We start from the raw sequence: 17897 nt of genomic DNA, 5'->3' as shown, positions 1-17897 counted from the left end.
CATCTATGTTTTCAATTTTAAAAAAAGAATTCAACTCATTTTTTGCTTCACCGATTGCTTATTTGGTTATCGGAGTATTCTTACTCATTAATGGTTTATTTTTATGGGTTTTAAAAGATGACTTAAATATTTTAAATGCTGGTTTTGCCGACTTAAGTAGTTATTTTTACTTATCTCCTTGGTTATTTTTATTCCTTATTCCAGCAATTACAATGAAAAGTTTCGCGGATGAATATACCAACGGTACCATTGAAATTTTAAAAACAAAACCTTTAACTGATTGGCAAATCGTATTGGGTAAGTTTATAGCTGCCTTATTATTAGCTCTTTTAGCAGTTTTACCCACCCTTACTTATGTCTATAGCATTTATAAATTAGGAAGTCCTACTGGTAACTTAGATACAGGAAGTATACTTGGTTCGTATTTAGGCCTTATATTCTTAGCTTCAACTTATACCTCAATAGGTTTGTTTACCTCAACACTTTCCAACAACCAAATCGTTGCTTTTATTCTTGCTGTATTTATTTCTTTTTTACTATTTGCTGGACTTGATGTTATAGGAAACACTGCTGAAAACAATAGTTTTTCAATACAACAATTTGGAATAATTGAGCATTATAAAAGTATTAGTAGAGGTGTTATTGATACACGAGACGTTATCTACTTTTTAAGTGTCACTTTCTTCTTTTTATTTATTACCAAACAACAACTAAAAAATGAGTAAAAAAGTTAAAAATAGCATTTTAGTACTAGCCGGATTACTTGTTTTAAACTTTGTAAGTAATAGAATATATAAACGATTTGATGTAACCGCTGATAAACGTTACACCTTATCTAATGTTACTTCGGAAATGTTAAACAATGTTGATGAACCTTTGGTTATCAATGTGTATTTAGAGGGAGAATTTCCTTCAGAATTTAAACGCCTGCAATTAGAAACTCGCCAATTTTTAAATGAATTAAAAGCACTGAATAACAATATCTATTTTCGTTTTATCAACCCAGATGACAAAAGAGATAAATTATATAGAAAAGGAATGATTCCAAGTCAATTGACTGTTGAAGAAGATGGAAAACTTTCTGAAGCTATTATTTTTCCTTGGGCAGAGATTTTATATCAGAATAAAATTGAATTAATATCCCTTTTACCTGACACCGCTTTTAAAACACAAGAAGCTCAACTTCAGAATGCTATTGAAAAACTAGAATTTTCTTTTGCTAATGGTATCTCATCTATTCTAAAGTCTCAAAAGCCTTCTATTGCTGTACTTTCAGGAAATGGAGAGTTAGCAGATATATATTTACATAGTTTCCTTACGGCTATCAAAGACAAATATCGATTAGCAAAATTTACCTTAGATAGTGTTCAAAAAAAACCTCAGAAAACACTTAATAATTTAAAAAAATATGACTTAGCGTTTATAGCCAAACCAACAGAGCGTTTTTCTGAAGAAGAAAAGTTTGTTTTGGATCAATACATTACTAATGGAGGGAAATCGATATGGATGGTTGACAACAATTTTTCTGATACTGATAGTCTTTATAATGAAGGTAAAATGATGGCTTTTCCTAGAGATTTGAACTTAACAGACTTGTTGTTTAGCTATCAAGTAAGAGTTAATAATAAATTAGTACAAGACTTGTACAGCGCAAAAATACCCTTGGCTACGGGTAATGTTGGAAATCAAGCGCAATTTCAACACTTGAATTGGTTTTACAATCCATTAGTTAATGGAAATCCAAATCACCCAATAACAAAAAATGTTCCTCCTGTCCGGTTTGAGTTTACCACTCAAATTGATATTTTAAAGGGTAATATTAAAAAAACACCTTTATTAGTTTCATCAGAACTCACTAGAAAAGTTGGTACACCTGCTTTTGTTGAATTGAGCAGTATTGCCAAAGAACCCAAACAAGAAGATTACACCTCTGGTCCCCAATTATTCGCGGTTTTACTGGAAGGTAAATTCCCTTCTGCTTATAAAAACAGAACTAAACCATTTAATGCTAAAAATTATACAGACCTAAGCTCTGATAATAAAATGATTTTAATTTCAGACGGCGATGTTGCCAAAAATCAGATATTAAAAGGTAAACCTTATGATTTAGCCAGAGACAAATGGACGGGTGATTCTTATGGTAACAAAGAGTTTTTATTAAATGCTGTAGATTATTTATTAGATGACACAGGGTTGATTTCTCTAAGAAATAAAACACTTCAAATAAACTTATTGGATAAACAAAAAGCATACGCTGAGAAAAAATATTGGCAAATACTCAATATAGTACTGCCATTGGTTTTATTAGCGATTTTTGGGTTTGGTTTTAACCATTTAAGAAAGAGAAAATATTCAAAGTAAGCAACTTGTTAAGATGGTATTTATGTATTAAGAAAAAGGCAGATCCGTTTTTATAATGTTAATTTTCATAATTACAGACCGACCTTCTCTATAACAAATCAAAAATGATGTTAGTTATAAAAATGTAATATCATTATATGATAATTTGTACCACTATCAATTACTATTTTCACTTGCCACGCTTGACGATTAGACCTGTCTGCGATATCAACTTCTAGCGTTTGATAAGCCCAATTTAAAGCTGTTTTTGAGGTTTGTAAATCAACGTATGTTTTATCATTAACAAAAACGCTATTTAATGTTTCATTAAATACTTCTGAATTATTATTCTTCTTTGTAAAATAAGGCATCATTGAAGATGAACCTGAGGTCAATTTTGCCTGTAAATAAGTTGTTTCAGATTGACTTTCTTTAGAAAATTTAAAAAACACTCCGCCTCCAGCGTCTATTTCTGTAGATAAATTTCCATCCTTAAGAACATAATATTTTGAAGACATTGTAGTATTAGACATATATATAAGTTTTTGGTTATAATCGAAATATAAGAGATTAAAACTCAAAAATTAAAGAATGACACCACTTATTCTGAAACTAATTAAGTAACTACTTTCTATCAAAAAATTTCATTACGATCTATTAAAGCTCAATAACTTTTCTACCGTACTAGAAAAAAACTAACTAACAATCCGAATCACAGCATTGTTCATCTTTAACCCATTTACAAGATAAAACTGCCAATAATGCTCCTAAAATTGGTGCTAATATATACAACCATAAATGTTCAAAATGACCTGAAACTAATGCTGGAGCTATTGATCTTGCAGGGTTCATGGATGCTTTTGTCATAGGTCCAGCAAACATTGCCTCTAATAACACTACACCTCCAATAGCTATTCCTGCCATCACTCCTATTTCTTTACTTCCTGTAGATACATTAATAATTGTTACCATTAAAAAAAACGTTAGCAACAACTCCAATATAAACGCACGCCAAGGTTCAAGAGCAGGAATGGTAGCCCCATAATATTCACTTTCAGGAAACAAAATCCATAACATCAAACTTGCTAAAATTGCTCCGAGTAACTGAGCAATAATGTATTTGGGAACTTCTTTCCATTCAAACTTCTTTGCGAAAGCAAAAGCGATGGTTACGGCAGGATTAAAATGAGCTCCTGAAATTTCACCAAATGCATATATCATTGCCATGACAATTAATCCCCAAGTTATGGCCACCCCAATATGAGTTAAATCAGCTCCATTAGTAATTTCATTAATGGTCATTGCGCCTGTACCACAAAATATTAAGGAAAATGTTCCTATAACTTCAGAAATATATTTTTTCACTGGTTAGATTTTAAGTAATGTTAATTTTTAAAGTTGTAAAGATAACCTTCCTTATTTTAAGTTTTTGTTAACATTAATAGCCTTTTTTCATCGTAATTTTAGCAAACTAATTAAAAACAAAGCCATCTAATGATGAAAAAACTTCTTTTAACCATGTTTGTTGCTATAGTAGCAACGAACGTAAACGCACAAGTTAAAACTCCCGCACCAAGTCCATCTTCAAAAATGGAGCAAAAAGTAGGTTTAACTGACGTTACAGTAGAATACTCAAGACCTGGAGTAAAAGGTAGAACCGTTTTTGGTAACCTTGTACCTTATGGTAAGCTATGGAGAACTGGGGCTAATAAGAACACCATTGTTACTTTTAGTGATGATGTTACAATTGATGGAAAAGAATTAAAAAAAGGTTCGTATGCAATCTTTACAAAACCAGGAAAAAGTACCTGGGAAGTAATTTTCTACTCAGATACGAATAACTGGGGAACTCCTAGAGAATGGAAAGACAGTAATGTAGCATTAACTACTACTGCTAAAGTTCAAGCAATGCCAATGAAAATTGAAACATTTACCATTTCTTTTGATGACATTACTAACAACTCAGCTGTGTTAGGAATTTTATGGGAAAATGCTTATGTAGGTGTTAAATTTAATACTCCAACAGAAAAAGGAGTTGAAGCAAGTATCGCTAAAGTAATGAATGGTCCTTCTCCTAATGATTACTTTTCTTCTGCTGTATACTATTTACAGGAAGGAAAAGACATTAACAAGGCGAAGAATTGGATTAACAAAGCAGTTGACATGACTAAAGACCAACCTCGTTTTTGGTATTTACGTCAACAAGCATTAATCTTAGCTAAAGCTGGAGATAAAAAAGGAGCAATTCAAGCTGCAAATGCCTCTTTAGCTGGAGCTGAAAAAGCTGGTAATGCTGATTACGTTAAAATGAACAAAGACTTTTTGGCTGAAATGAAATAATCGCCAAAAAATTGATTTAATAATAAAGCTCATAGATAATCTATGAGCTTTTTCTTTTTTATAATGACATTCTCATCTTCAATAAATGCCTTTTAAATCCTACTTTTTCATAAGCTTTAATTGCACCAATATTTTCATCAAAAACATCCAATCTAATTTCTGCAATTCCTCTTTCTTTAACCCATTTAAACAAAGAGTCTATTATTTGTTTATTAACTCCTCTCCCTCTATGTGTTGGTTTGGTGTACATAAAACCTAAATAAGCGAACTTTTCAAATTTAAAATAGTCTTGCGGTTTCAAAACTCGAGCATATCCAGAAGCCACTAGCACTCCATTTTCCTCAGCAACCATAACCTCAACATCATTTGATTCAATCATTTTTTTAATATCGTAATAATGAATTTCACCTTCTTTAAAAGTAGGTTCAAAAGGTCGTTCCGCTTTGATTAATGCTTGTTCAAAATCTAACAGTGTTGGTAAATCTTCTAATATTGCCGTGCGTACTGATATCATATGTTTTCTGGATTATTTTTTCTCACTAATTTTGCTCTAAATTAGAGAAAATATTTATGAAAAGTAAAATCTTAACAATTGCTATGATGGGAGTGTCTATAGCAATAACTTCACAAGAAAAAACCTATACTGGTATCGAATTAAATGGGGGCAACCCTACTTCTTCGGTCAACGGCTTTCGAAACAAAATTCAATTCACTGCAGGTGCACATGGAGCTATAGTATTTAATCCAGGAAAAGCCGATGAATTAATGTTTGGTTTTCACTCTAACAAGAGGTTCTATTGGGGAACTGGAAGATCTGCATCTAAGCCTAATTTCTATTCTATGATTCTTCATGGAGAAACAGGAAATTTATATTTACCTGGAAACATTGGTATTGGTGAGAGCAGTCCAAATGAAAGTTTAACAGTATCAAAATCAGGGGCATCTATAGGTATATATGATACCAATCCTTTATCTAAAGCTAATAACCGTATTGCTCGATATGGAAACTCGTTAGTTATTCAAAACGATTTATCAGGAAGTTGGACTGACAATATTAATTTTCATGATACTGGGAATATTGGAATCGGAACTAGAACTCCAACTGAAGCCAAAATGGTTATTAAAAGTAGCACATTACCTAGTCTTTCTGGAAATAAAACAGGAGCAATTGCCGTAATTGGTAGGAATACAGAATTAGCAATGGGAGCCAGTTCTAAACTAAATGGTGGAGGTTGGATCCAAACAAGACACAATAGTCCAACCTATGACACCTATGCTTATCCCTTATCTATAAACCCATTAGGAGGTAATGTTGGTATTGGAACTGATACTCCAGCCGCAAGATTAGATATAAAAGGAGATATTATTATAGACAACAATAGCAATGCCAATTTGTATACAGGGACTGGAACGACGGATAATAACAGATTCTTAAATATCTTAAATTCTCCAAATCACAAATCTGCATCAGGGATAAAAACAGGAGGATTGTTAATTTCCGATAGTTTTAATTATGCCAATCCTTCTAAAAATCAACTAATAGTAAAAGGTGGTGTTGGAATTGGAACTAATACCCCTAAATCAAAACTTCAAGTAGATGGAAATATTGCTTTAGGACCTCAAGGAGGAACCGTTATGCCAGCCTTCTCTCGAGAATCAGGTCAAGGAGGACTGCAAATTTCAAGAATTGGTACAAATAACGGTAGTGTTGTAAATCACTTAATGACAATCAAAGGTGGAGGTAATGTAGGTATAGGTACTACAAATCCAACAGAAGCAAAATTAGTTATTAAGAGTAGTACACTTCCTAGTCTTTCTGGAAATAAAACAGGTGCAATAGCTGTAATGGGTTATAATACAGAACTCGCGATAGGCGCAAGTTCAGAATTAAATGGAGGTAGTTGGATTCAAACTAGACATTCAAGTACAACCTACCCAAATCACGCCTATCCCCTAGCGTTAAATCCATTGGGAGGTAATGTTGGTATCGGTACGACAGATACTAAAGGCTTTAAATTGGGCGTAAATGGTAATATAGCAGCAACTGAAGTAAAAGTCGCAACATATAATAATTGGGCAGACTTTGTTTTCGAAAACACCTACGAACTTCCAACTTTAAAAGAAGTTGAAAATCATATCATCGAAAAAGGACATTTAAAAGATATTCCTAGTGCAGAAGAAGTAAGCAAAAACGGTTTCTATTTAGGTCAAATGGATGCCAAATTATTACAAAAAATTGAAGAACTTACCCTATACACTATTCAACAGGAGAAGAAAATTCAGAAGCTAGAAAAAGAAAATACTCAATTGAAAACAATAAATGAGCAGTTGTTAGATATTCAGAATAGACTAAAATCTCTTGAAGATAAAAAATAATTCACTCGGAACAATCTCATACATTTTAAAAACAAAAAAAGCGGAAAACTGAGTTTTCCGCTTTTTTTATTTTCTTTAATTATTTATGAATTCTCTGTAGAGCTATTACTTGATATAACCTCAATAATGGTAGCTATTGTCATCACAATTACACAACCTAATAGATTCAACCATAAATAAGGTAGTATATCCATAAACCATACTATGATAATAATCAATTGAGTAATGATGGCTGCTATAAAAACAGAACGACCTTTTACAAATTTCACGAAAAAAGCTAGTAAAAAGATTCCGAGTACATTTCCATAAAAAATAGAACCAATAATATTCACTAATTGAATTAAATTATCAAATAAATTGGCTACGCAGGCCACCAAAATAGCTAAAACTCCCCAACCTAAAGTAAACCACTTCGATACTTTCACATAATGTTCATCCGAATATTCATTAGAAGTATTTCTTTTGTACAAATCGATGGTTGTTGTCGAAGCCAAAGCATTTAATTCAGATGCTGTTGAAGACATTGCTGCTGATAAAATAACTGCCAAAAGCAATCCAACTAAACCAGCAGGAAGATATTTCAAAATAAAACCGATAAATACATAATCCTTATCATTAGTTTCTACTTCACTACTCGCTTTTTTAATTATCGTTTTTGCTTGTTCTTTTAATTCAACGTCTTTTTCGTTTAAAACAGCCAATTGCTTCTTCGATTCATCTGTTAATCCTTTCGCAATAAGAACTTTCTTTTGCTCTTCAATATTTTGATGATTAAGTTCTAATGTTTTATACTCAGCGGCGTATTTTGAATTGATCACCGCCTCTTCCGCTTTTGGGTTAAAGTTTAAAGGAGAACTATTAAATTGGTAAAATACAAATACCATCACTCCTACCAATAATATAAAAAACTGCATTGGTACTTTTAATAATCCATTAAAAATCAATCCTAACTGACTTTCTCTTAAGGATTTTCCTGATAAATACCTCTGCACCTGACTCTGATCAGTTCCAAAATATGATAACATTAAAAAAGTACCTCCTAAAATTCCTGTCCAGACAGTATAACGATTATTTAAATCCCAAGAAAAGTCTAGCACCTGCATTTTACCACTCGCTCCTGCTATTTCCAGCGCTTTCGAAAAAGTAATATCGTCCGGTAAATACTGTAAAATGATATAAAAAGCAATAAACATTCCTGCGAAAATCACAGCCATTTGTTGCTTTTGCGTTACGCTTACCGCTTTTGTTCCTCCCGAAACGGTATAAATAATTACTAAAACACCAATAATAACATTCAGGGTAATTAAATCCCAACCTAATACAGCTGATAAGATGATGGCTGGAGCAAAAATGGTAATTCCTGCAGCCAATCCACGCTGAATTAAAAACAGTATTGCGGTTAAAATTCTCGTTTTTTGATCAAAACGACTTTCTAAATATTCATAAGCCGTATAAACATTGAGTTTATGATAAATAGGTATAAATACTAAACAAATAACCACCATGGCAATAGGCAATCCAAAATAAAATTGAACAAAGCCCATTCCACTATGAAAAGCTTGCCCTGGTGTTGATAAAAAGGTTATCGCGCTAGCTTGAGTCGCCATAACTGACAAACCAATAGTCCACCACTTTGTTTCATTTCCTCCCTTAATATAATCTTGAACACTTTGCTGTCCTTTTGTTTTCCACGCTCCGTAAACAACTATAAATAGTAATGTTAACGAAAGTACTATCCAATCAATACTTTGCATACTCTATTAGTTGTAAACGTTAGTTATTATATAAAACAAAACAATGTAAAAGACATTTGCGAGCAACACGAAGGTGTACTCTCGTTTCCAAGAATATTTCTGGGGATTCATTTGGGTTGATTTTTAGTATTAATAGTTCGATTTTTCAAAAATATTGTCAGGCAAAGATGTTTCATTTATTTCAACAGAAGAGAACACTGTAGCCTCACCTCTTGGCTCTAATGGTTTTCCATCTTCATCTTTCGTGTACCAAATTAACGATTTCGGTAATAACAAACCGTTAACATTTTCCCAATCATCATATTTTATGATGTTAACCTTAGTTGTTGGTTTTTTAGAAAAGTAAGTAACAGTATAACCTAACCATTCCATTTTATACGTATCTGGATTGTAATATATAAAATAATTATCATCAGGAGAAGTACCTACATTTGCTCCATAAGAAATTTTAATACCAGGGTAAGAATTTCCTTCAAACTCCAAAGGAGTTGTTTCAGAATAAGTAATTCCTTCATCAGCTAAAACAAATGGCATTGCGTAAAAGTAAAAATACAAATTGTAATAAAATTCTGGATTTCCTTTAAAAGCTGCAGTATCTTTCTTTTGTATCCACACATCTTTACCGTCAAAACCTAAAGAGTATTTTTCCGATTTTACCACGGCTTTTCTCGACTGTAAATCGGTAATATGCTTTTCGCCTTTCAACGAGAATGATAAACTCTTCATTGAATTCCATTTCTCCATCCCGCCATGTTTTTTTAAAACATTTGCTATAGCATCTGGATATTTTTTTTCTACCGAAACTTCCTCTTTCTCTTTTTTCGAAGTAGTCTTACATCCAATAAAAACAATTGTTAACAACAATAATAATCCTAATTTTCTCATGCGTATAAAAATTTGATTTAGTCAAGAGCTTTAGTTGCTCCTTAATTTACTTATTTTAAATGATTGATAAAGTCATTATGGATAAGTCGAAATTACGCTTAGAAATTACATCCATAAAAAAGAAAAAACCTGAATTTAATAATTCAGGTTTTTCGATGTTCTCATTGAATATTTGAAGTTGAAGTTAGTCGTTGTGCATAAACTTCTGTTTCGCTAACAACTCCTCTTCTGTTTCTACATTATCTTCATCAGGAACACAACAATCTACAGGACATACCGCCGCACACTGAGGCTCTTCGTGAAAACCTTTACATTCTGTACATTTATCTGCTACGATATAGTAAATTTCATCAGAAATAGGTTCCTGTTCTTCTTCAGCATTAGCGCTGTTTCCATTTGGTAATACAATATTTCCTTCTAAATCTGTTCCATCTGCATAACGCCAATCATCAGCACCTTCATATATCGCAGTATTTGGGCACTCAGGTTCACAAGCACCGCAATTTATACATTCGTCTGTTATTATTATTGCCATAATATATCTCTCTCAGTTTTTGTAACTTTGCACGACAAAAATAGTTCCAATTTAATTTAGAACCAATATAAATGGATAGCATAAAAAGTAGATTAGAGGCTTTTAACAAACTTGGTAATTTTTTAAATCAATTCTCTTCAAAAGAAATAAAAAAACACGAAAACATTCCCCATAATGATTTATTTTTTGACGGATTTAAGCATCAACTTAAATTAGCCGGAGAAGCTAATACTTGGTTCACTAATGACAATTTACTCTTTGCCATTGAAGGATGGGCCAAGTCTCTGAACACCGAAAACTTAGAAAAGTGGATTCAAAATGAAAACATAGGTTCAAATGAGGAGAAAAATGTAGCTATTATAATGGCTGGAAATATTCCTTTAGTTGGTTTCCATGATTTTTTATCTGTTTTAATTTCAGGACATTCGGTTTTAGTTAAACAGTCGTCAAATGACAAACATCTATTACCTTTTTTAGCTAAATATTTAGAATTTGTCCTTCCTGAACTAAAAGGCAAAATAATTTTTACTGAAGAAAAACTTTCTGGATTTGACGCTGTAATTGCCACTGGAAGTAATAATACTGCTCGATATTTTGAATATTATTTTAAGGGGAAACCGAATATTATTAGAAAAAACAGAAACTCTGTTGCGGTTATAACTGGTAATGAATCCGAAAACGACTTTAACAACTTAGGAGAAGATGTATTTAGGTATTTTGGTTTAGGCTGTCGTTCCGTATCGAAAATTTTTGTTCCAAAGGGATATGACTTTGATCACTTCTTCAAAGGAATGTACAAGCAACATGAAATTATTAATAACGTTAAATATGCTAATAATTACGACTATAATAAAGCGGTGTATTTAATGAGTGAATTTGACATTTTAGAAAATGGATTCCTAATGATTAAAGAAGATGCGAGCTATGCCTCTCCTATTGCCTCTGTATTCTATGAATACTATGATAACGAAGATAATTTAAAAAATAAGTTGCATGACGACAAAGAGCAAATTCAATGCATTGTAGCCAATAATTTTATTGAAAACGAAATTGCTTTTGGTCAAACACAACATCCTAAACTTTGGGATTATGCAGATGGCGTAAATACCTTAGAATTTTTAGCCAAGCTTTAAGGTTATCATTGTAATTATTCAGATATTTGTTAACTAATTAAGTAAGATTTATTAATCACGATTTACGTATCGATACTTTAAAAAGCTATAACAATAATGCATTATAAACAATGTAAATATCTATAAGTTTAAACAGATGAAAAAACACAACTTTAGTGCTGGTCCATGTATATTACCAGAAGAAGTATTACAAAGAGCTTCTGAAGCAGTAATTAATTTTAATGATGATAACCTTTCACTTATTGAAATTTCCCACAGAAGTAAACCATTTGTTGATGTTATAGAAAAAGCCAGGGCTTTGGCTTTGGAATTACTTGGTCTAGAAAATAAAGGGTACGAAGCTCTATTCTTACATGGTGGTGCTAGTACACAATTTTTAATGACTGCTTATAACTTATTAAACAAAAAAGCGGCCTACTTAAACACTGGAACATGGAGTAGTAAAGCAATAAAAGAAGCAAGTTTATTTGGAGAGCTTATCGAAGTTGCTTCTTCCAAGGATAAAAATTTCAACTATATTCCCAAGAATTTTGATATTCCTAATGATGTAGATTATTTTCATTGTACCAGTAATAACACGATTTATGGAACCCAAATGAAAAGTTTTCCAGAAACTTCGGCTCCACTAATCTGTGATATGAGTTCAGATATTTTTTCGAGGCAGCTTGACTTTTCAAAATTTGATTTGATTTATGCTGGGGCTCAAAAAAATATGGGACCTGCTGGAGCTACTCTTGTAGTGGTTAAAAAGGATATTTTAGGAAAAGTCGAAAGAAGTATTCCTTCTATGTTAAATTATCAAATTCATATTGAAAAAGACAGTATGTTTAATACACCTTCTGTTTTCGCTGTATATGTTTCAATGCTAACATTACAATGGTTAAAAGATTTAGGTGGAATTTCATTTATTGAAAAAGTAAACGAAAAAAAATCCACTCTACTTTACTCAGAAATTGATAGAAACCCTTTGTTTAAAGGTGTAGTTAGTAAAGAAGATCGAAGTCATATGAACGCCACATTTACTCTTGAAAACGATTCACTTGCTAAGAAATTTGACACTTTATGGCAGGAAGCCAATATCAATGGATTGCATGGGCATAGAAGTGTTGGTGGCTATAGAGCAAGTATGTATAATGCTCTTCCATTATACAGTGTTCAAGCACTTGTGGATGTAATGCAGGAACTTGAAAGACAAGCTTAAAAAATAACGTATTTATGAACCTTAAGGTTCAAACAAAGAACAAGAACTAAACAAAATGAAAATATTAGCGAATGATGGAATTTCTCAAAGTGGAATTGCTGCTTTAGAGAATGGAGGTTTTGAGGTTATTACTACAAAAGTCGCGCAAAACCAACTGGAAAGTTTTATTAATGAAAACGGTATTGATGCTCTTCTAGTAGCCAATAATACGCAAGTAAGACAAGAACTTATTGAAGATTGCCCGAGCTTGAAATTAATTGGTAAAGCTGGAGTAGACTTAGATAATATTGATGCGGATTTTGCAAGAGAAAATGGGCTACATGTAATCAATACACCTGAAGCTATTTCTGGGGCTGTTGCTGAGTTAATTTTTGCTCATATTTTTGGAATGGCTCGTTTTTTACACCAGTCGAATCGTGAAATGCCTTTGGAAGGTGAAACCAGATTTAACGGCTTGCGTAAGCAATTTGCGAATGGAATTGAATTAAAAGGTAAAACCATTGGTATTATTGGCAATAATGAAACCGCTGATGAAGTTGCCAAGATTGCTTTAGGCGTTGGTATGAAAGTAGTTTTTACAGGAGATTATTCTGAAGAAAAAGTAATCACATTGACTTTCTTTAACGGACAAACAGTTGACTTTACTGTTGAAACAGAACCGTTCAAAGAAGTTCTACAGAAATCAGATTTTATATCAATTCATGCTCCTTTACAAGATGGTTATATCATCAGTACAAAAGAATTCGAGCACATGAAACCTGGTATTGGAATTATAAATGCTTCACAAGGAGGTCTTATAGATGAAGTTGCTCTTGTAAGCGCTATTGAAAATAAAACTGTAAAATATGCTGCCTTAGATGTTTTCGAAAATCAACCAACTCCTGAAATTCAACTTTTAATGAATCCTGAGATTTCGTTTACACCAAATATTGGTTCTTTAACTATCGAATCAAAGCAACGTGTAGATGAAGAATTGGCAAAACAAATAACAGAATTATTAGCAGAGTAATTTATGGCTATTGTAAAACCTTTCAAGGCGGTAAGAGCAACTCGTGATAAAGTTGCTTTAGTATCTTCCAAATCTTATGAAGCCTATACTATAGATCAGTTGAATTCGAAACTTGCCTTTAATCCTTATACCTTTTTGCATGTTATTAATCCTGGGTATAAGTATCATAAAAAAGAGATTACCGGAGAGCAACGTTTTAAACTTGTGCATAATAGATATTTAGAGTTCAAAGAAGATGGTTATTTAAAGGAAGATGAAGTGCCTGGGTTTTATATTTACGAAAAAACAACACCTTCTCATTCCTACTGCGGAATTATTGCTGCGACTTCTGTTGATGATTACCACAACAACGTAATCAAAAAGCATGAAAGTACTTTACACAAAAGAGAATTGTTGTTTGAAGATTACCTAAAAAACACAGGTTTTAATGCAGAGCCTGTGCTATTAACCTATCCAGATAATAATAGTATTGAAACTATTATTGAAAAGTACAAAATAAACAGACCTGAATACGAATTCACTTCAACTGATAAAGATCTTCATAAATTATGGGTTATTAGTGAAGAATCGGATCTTGAAACGATTATCAATGCGTTTGAAACTGTCAACACTTTGTACATTGCTGATGGGCATCATCGATCGACTTCATCATGTATGTTAGCTCAGAATTTAGCAAAACAAAACAGTGAGCATTCTGGAAACGAGCCTTATAATTTTTTTATGAGCTACCTCTTACCTGAAAGTCAACTTTGTATTTATGAATTTAATAGATTTATAAAAGATTTAAATGGGTTAAATACAGATGAGTTTTTAATTGAACTGGATACTATTTTCAAGATAGAAAACAAAGGTCAAGAACTTTATCGACCTAAAGAAAAACATCATTTCAGCATGTATTTAGATGGTAATTTTTATTCTTTAGCGCTTAGAAAATCAGCCTACGAATTTGATAATGCTTTAAGTGAACTAGATGCTCAGATATTATTTAAAACTGTTTTGAAACCTATTTTGGGTATTGATAATATTAGAAATAGTTCTAAAATTATTTATTCTCAGAATAAATCTGGAGGATTAGAGCTAAAAACAAAAGTAGACGAAGGTCTTTTCAAGGTTTCCTTTGGAATGCTTCCTACAACTATAGATGAAATAAAAAACATTGTGGATTCTGATTTAATAATGCCTCCAAAAACAACTTATATAGAACCCAAATTGCGAAGTGCACTTACTATATACGAAATATAGTGCCTTCGATCCTTTTTAATTATGATAAAAGACAATTTACACAATATAAAAAAAACGATTCCTGAGCAGGTTACTTTGGTAGCTGTTTCAAAAACAAAACCAGTTTCCGATATTCAAGAAGCATATAACGCTGGGCAAAGAGTTTTTGGGGAAAATAAAATTCAGGAAATGGTCGGTAAATATGAAGAATTACCCAAAGATATTGAATGGCACATGATTGGACATCTTCAGCGCAATAAAGTGAAGTATATGGCTCATTTTGTGAACTTAATTCACGGTGTTGATAGTTTAAAAACATTAATTGAAATTGATAAACAAGCCAAAAAACATTCAAGAGTAATCAACTGCCTTTTGCAAGCAAAAATAGCTAAAGAAGAAAGTAAGTTCGGTTTATCTTTTAATGAGATCGAAGCTATTTTAAACTCTGAAGAAATAAAAACATTAAAAAACATTAAGGTTGTTGGACTCATGGGAATGTCAACTTTTACTGACAATGTGAAGCAAATTACAGATGAATTTGAATCACTACATGAATTTCATAACAAAATAAAAAATGCGCACACTAATCTAAACATACTGTCAATGGGAATGAGTGGTGATTACGAGCTGGCTATTGCAAAAGGAAGTAACATGGTTAGAATAGGTAGTTCAATATTTGGAGTTAGAAATTATAATGCTTAGATTTACCCTAAGTCAGCCTAGAAAGAACTAAAAAGAGAAAGAATTGTACGCAATTTTAGATATTGAAACGACCGGAGGTAAATTTAACGAAGAAGGAATTACGGAGATCGCAATTTACAAATACGACGGACATGAAGTTATAGATCAATTTATTAGCCTAGTTAATCCTGAAAGAGAGATTCAAGAGTTTGTAGCTAAACTTACAGGAATAAACAACTCGATGCTAAAAAATGCTCCCAAATTTTACGAAGTAGCCAAACGAATTATTGAAATTACACAAGACTGTATTTTAATAGCTCATAATGCTAGTTTTGACTATCGCGTTCTAAAAACAGAATTTAGACGCCTTGGTTACGACTACCAAAAAAATACTATTTGTACGGTAACTTTAAGTAAAAAATTAATAAAGGATGCTCCTTCTTATAGCTTAGGAAAACTATGTAGGCACCTTGGAATTCCTGTTACAGATAGACATAGAGCTAATGGTGATGCCTACGCTACCGTAAAACTTTTTAAATTATTGTTAGATAAAGATAATGATAAGGAAATAATTACTCAGTCTATTAAATATTTTGACAACAGACATGAAAAACTTAGGATTGTAAAAATTTTAGAAAGTCTTCCTGAAACACAAGGAGTATTTTATGTGCATAATCAAGAAGGTAATATTATATTTATTGGGCGAGGTAAAAATATAAAGTCTGAAGTTAGTAAGCAATTTGTAAAGAAAACTTCAAAAGCTGAAAAAGTTTTAAAAAGAGCCTATGAAGTTAGCTATGAAGAAACAGGCAACCAATTACTTACACGATTAAAGTATCATTTAGACTTAGATAAAATAAGACCTAAATATAATATTATTAGAAAACGAAAGAATATTACCAAAGTATTTAATAATCCAAGTTTTCTTATTATTGATAGAGGTCGAAAACCAGAAGAAAACTCTGTGATTCTTATTGAAAATAACGAAGTTATCGGTCATGCTTTTACAAATTTAGCATTTCAAGAAAATCAACTTCATATTTTAAAATCGATGGTTACAGAAATTGAAAATAAACAGCTTGCTAAGGTTATTATAAAGAACTATTTACTTAGAAATAAAGTTCAAAAATTAGTAAGGCTATCAGATGAAACATCTGACAGCCATGCAACTTAATCTAAATATATATACTAGTGATATAAATTTTCCTTTTTTTATTCTGTCTTCAATTAATAAGTAATTGAAATATTACTAACTGTGCTATTTGTATTGTAAAAAGATGAATCTAAATACATGGTAGAACTTGCACTAATTGTGGAAGTATAAAATACCGTTCCGTTTTTCTTATAGGTAACGGTTCCACTGCATGCGACATTAATTTCAAACTGATCCCCCGAAACATAGGTTACGAATCTTCCTCTATAACTCCCGTTTTCATATACATAAACCCAAGTTGGCGCTAAATAAATGGCATAATCTAAAGATGTATAAGATGCATTTGACGTAGGGTCACTATTTAGAGCTATCATTCGATAAGTATTATTAGGACCCGCTGTAAAATTTAAATGACCTTCAGCTCCAGCAGGAATTGCTCTAACAAGTGAATACCCTTGCTGATTCCATCCAGCACTTGCAAATCTATTTAAATTACCTCCTGTGTAGGACATTTGATTTGAAATAACCATATCCGTTGTACTATAGGTATAGGTTACAAGGGCCGTTTTTATACTAAATCCATTTGGCAATGTTCCTGTTCCCACACTAGTTGTTACAGAAACATCAAAATCACCTGTAGTTGATCCTGCTGTCACATTCGCTGTGATCTGATTCGCACTGTTCACGGTAACAGAATTTACGGTTTGACCTGGTATAGTTACAGTGGCACTACCATCGAAATAGTCTCCTGTAATAACTACATCCCTTGTCTGGTTTGTTTCAAATTGATCTGCACAACCACCTGTAGCGTTGGAACCTGATACAATAGGAGTATTACCTACACTTCCAGGAGTAATTGTTACATCGGTATCAACACCGTTAGAAAAGGTATAGGTGCCATCCGAGTTTTCTGTTAAAGTTGCTGGTATTGCCCTAATTACATAAGGATCATCATCAGTTCCAGATCCTGTAATTGATATGTTCGAATCTGCAACTAATTTCGTTTCACTACCAATATTCAATGGAACCCATGTGGTACCATTGTGTTTATAAATCCTTTTATCTTCTGTGTTATAAACAATTGAACCTTCGTTCGGTGAAGAAATGGCGTTAATTTCAGCCGTGGTTCCTCTTGGCAACCCCATTAATGAATTTGCATCTAATTGAGAGATTGCTTTGTACGAAAAGGTTAAGAACAGCACTATTAATATCTTAAATCTCATTTAAACTATATTATAATTATATAATTATTGGATAAAGAAGTAGAAA

Annotated in this window: 17 protein-coding genes; 10 read left to right on the top strand and 7 right to left on the bottom strand. The window is 32.3% G+C overall.

The features are described from left to right. Window positions 1–5: 5 nt before the first annotated feature. Both gldF and gldG read left to right on the top strand, forming a co-directional pair. Entirely contained in the window at window positions 6–725 is a 720-nt protein-coding gene (gldF, locus tag ACKTTV_RS06035) for a gliding motility-associated ABC transporter permease subunit GldF (protein ID WP_408029922.1), read from the top strand. Next, a complete protein-coding gene (gene gldG / locus ACKTTV_RS06030; RefSeq protein WP_408029921.1) occupies window positions 718–2361 on the top strand; it encodes a gliding motility-associated ABC transporter substrate-binding protein GldG in 1644 nt (547 codons plus the stop codon). The genes gldF and gldG overlap by 8 nt, the downstream gene beginning before the upstream one ends. Before the next feature lie 110 nt (window positions 2362–2471). Here the strand turns inward: gldG and ACKTTV_RS06025 are convergent, their stop codons facing one another. Both ACKTTV_RS06025 and ACKTTV_RS06020 read right to left on the bottom strand, forming a co-directional pair. Further along, window positions 2472–2873 carry a hypothetical protein gene (locus tag ACKTTV_RS06025; RefSeq protein ID WP_408029920.1) on the bottom strand — a complete coding sequence of 134 codons (402 nt, stop codon included), beginning with the start codon at window positions 2871–2873 and terminating at the stop codon, window positions 2472–2474. A gap of 166 nt (window positions 2874–3039) precedes the next feature. Next, window positions 3040–3705, bottom strand: coding sequence for an MIP/aquaporin family protein (locus tag ACKTTV_RS06020; RefSeq protein WP_408029919.1), 666 nt, complete (start codon window positions 3703–3705; stop codon window positions 3040–3042). Between the two features lie 132 nt (window positions 3706–3837). Between ACKTTV_RS06020 and ACKTTV_RS06015 the strand changes: the two genes are divergently transcribed. Further along, window positions 3838–4680: a DUF2911 domain-containing protein gene (locus tag ACKTTV_RS06015; protein ID WP_408029992.1), complete on the top strand. Its 843-nt coding sequence runs from the start codon at window positions 3838–3840 to the stop codon at window positions 4678–4680. Between the two features lie 58 nt (window positions 4681–4738). Here ACKTTV_RS06015 and ACKTTV_RS06010 read toward each other — a convergent pair whose 3' ends face one another. Further along, the gene (locus ACKTTV_RS06010; RefSeq protein ID WP_408029918.1) at window positions 4739–5194 is read right to left on the bottom strand and encodes a GNAT family N-acetyltransferase; all 456 of its coding nucleotides are present in this window, start codon (window positions 5192–5194) and stop codon (window positions 4739–4741) included. Between the two features lie 56 nt (window positions 5195–5250). Here ACKTTV_RS06010 and ACKTTV_RS06005 point away from each other — a divergent pair, with 56 nt between their 5' ends. Further along, complete coding sequence (locus ACKTTV_RS06005; RefSeq protein WP_408029917.1) at window positions 5251–7056, top strand: autotransporter outer membrane beta-barrel domain-containing protein; 1806 nt, start codon at window positions 5251–5253, stop codon at window positions 7054–7056. Window positions 7057–7139: 83 nt separating this feature from the next. Here ACKTTV_RS06005 and ACKTTV_RS06000 read toward each other — a convergent pair whose 3' ends face one another. The 3 genes from ACKTTV_RS06000 to ACKTTV_RS05990 form a co-directional block, all read right to left on the bottom strand. Beyond that, entirely contained in the window at window positions 7140–8810 is a 1671-nt protein-coding gene (locus tag ACKTTV_RS06000; RefSeq protein WP_408029916.1) for a sodium:solute symporter, read from the bottom strand. 129 nt (window positions 8811–8939) lie between these two features. After that, window positions 8940–9695, bottom strand: a complete 756-nt coding sequence (locus ACKTTV_RS05995) for a DUF6503 family protein (RefSeq protein ID WP_408029915.1) — start codon at window positions 9693–9695, stop codon at window positions 8940–8942. Window positions 9696–9879: 184 nt separating this feature from the next. Continuing rightward, on the bottom strand, window positions 9880–10230 hold the full coding sequence (locus tag ACKTTV_RS05990) for a 4Fe-4S dicluster domain-containing protein (protein ID WP_408029914.1): 351 nt from the start codon (window positions 10228–10230) through the stop codon (window positions 9880–9882). A gap of 71 nt (window positions 10231–10301) precedes the next feature. Between ACKTTV_RS05990 and ACKTTV_RS05985 the strand changes: the two genes are divergently transcribed. The 6 genes from ACKTTV_RS05985 to ACKTTV_RS05960 all read left to right on the top strand — a co-directional run bounded on the left by ACKTTV_RS05985 (window position 10302) and on the right by ACKTTV_RS05960 (window position 16649). Beyond that, on the top strand, window positions 10302–11363 hold the full coding sequence (locus tag ACKTTV_RS05985; RefSeq protein WP_408029913.1) for an acyl-CoA reductase: 1062 nt from the start codon (window positions 10302–10304) through the stop codon (window positions 11361–11363). A 136-nt stretch (window positions 11364–11499) separates the two neighbouring features. Beyond that, a complete protein-coding gene (gene serC, locus ACKTTV_RS05980; RefSeq protein ID WP_408029912.1) occupies window positions 11500–12564 on the top strand; it encodes a 3-phosphoserine/phosphohydroxythreonine transaminase in 1065 nt (354 codons plus the stop codon). Window positions 12565–12619: 55 nt separating this feature from the next. Beyond that, entirely contained in the window at window positions 12620–13573 is a 954-nt protein-coding gene (locus ACKTTV_RS05975) for an NAD(P)-dependent oxidoreductase (protein WP_408029911.1), read from the top strand. A 3-nt stretch (window positions 13574–13576) separates the two neighbouring features. Next, the gene (locus tag ACKTTV_RS05970) at window positions 13577–14815 is read left to right on the top strand and encodes a DUF1015 domain-containing protein (protein WP_408029910.1); all 1239 of its coding nucleotides are present in this window, start codon (window positions 13577–13579) and stop codon (window positions 14813–14815) included. A 21-nt stretch (window positions 14816–14836) separates the two neighbouring features. Then, window positions 14837–15496 (top strand): YggS family pyridoxal phosphate-dependent enzyme, encoded by a 660-nt coding sequence (locus ACKTTV_RS05965; RefSeq protein ID WP_408029909.1) that lies wholly within the window; start codon window positions 14837–14839, stop codon window positions 15494–15496. 43 nt (window positions 15497–15539) lie between these two features. After that, window positions 15540–16649: an exonuclease domain-containing protein gene (locus tag ACKTTV_RS05960; RefSeq protein WP_408029908.1), complete on the top strand. Its 1110-nt coding sequence runs from the start codon at window positions 15540–15542 to the stop codon at window positions 16647–16649. Window positions 16650–16702: 53 nt separating this feature from the next. Here ACKTTV_RS05960 and ACKTTV_RS05955 read toward each other — a convergent pair whose 3' ends face one another. Then, a complete protein-coding gene (locus ACKTTV_RS05955; RefSeq protein WP_408029907.1) occupies window positions 16703–17851 on the bottom strand; it encodes a hypothetical protein in 1149 nt (382 codons plus the stop codon). Window positions 17852–17897 lie beyond the last annotated feature (46 nt).

The organism is Tenacibaculum xiamenense, assembly GCF_964513065.1.
Classification (GTDB): domain Bacteria; phylum Bacteroidota; class Bacteroidia; order Flavobacteriales; family Flavobacteriaceae; genus Polaribacter; species Polaribacter xiamenense.
Note: the sequence above shows the minus strand (reverse complement) of the source record. Positions and strands in the feature narration are given on the sequence as shown.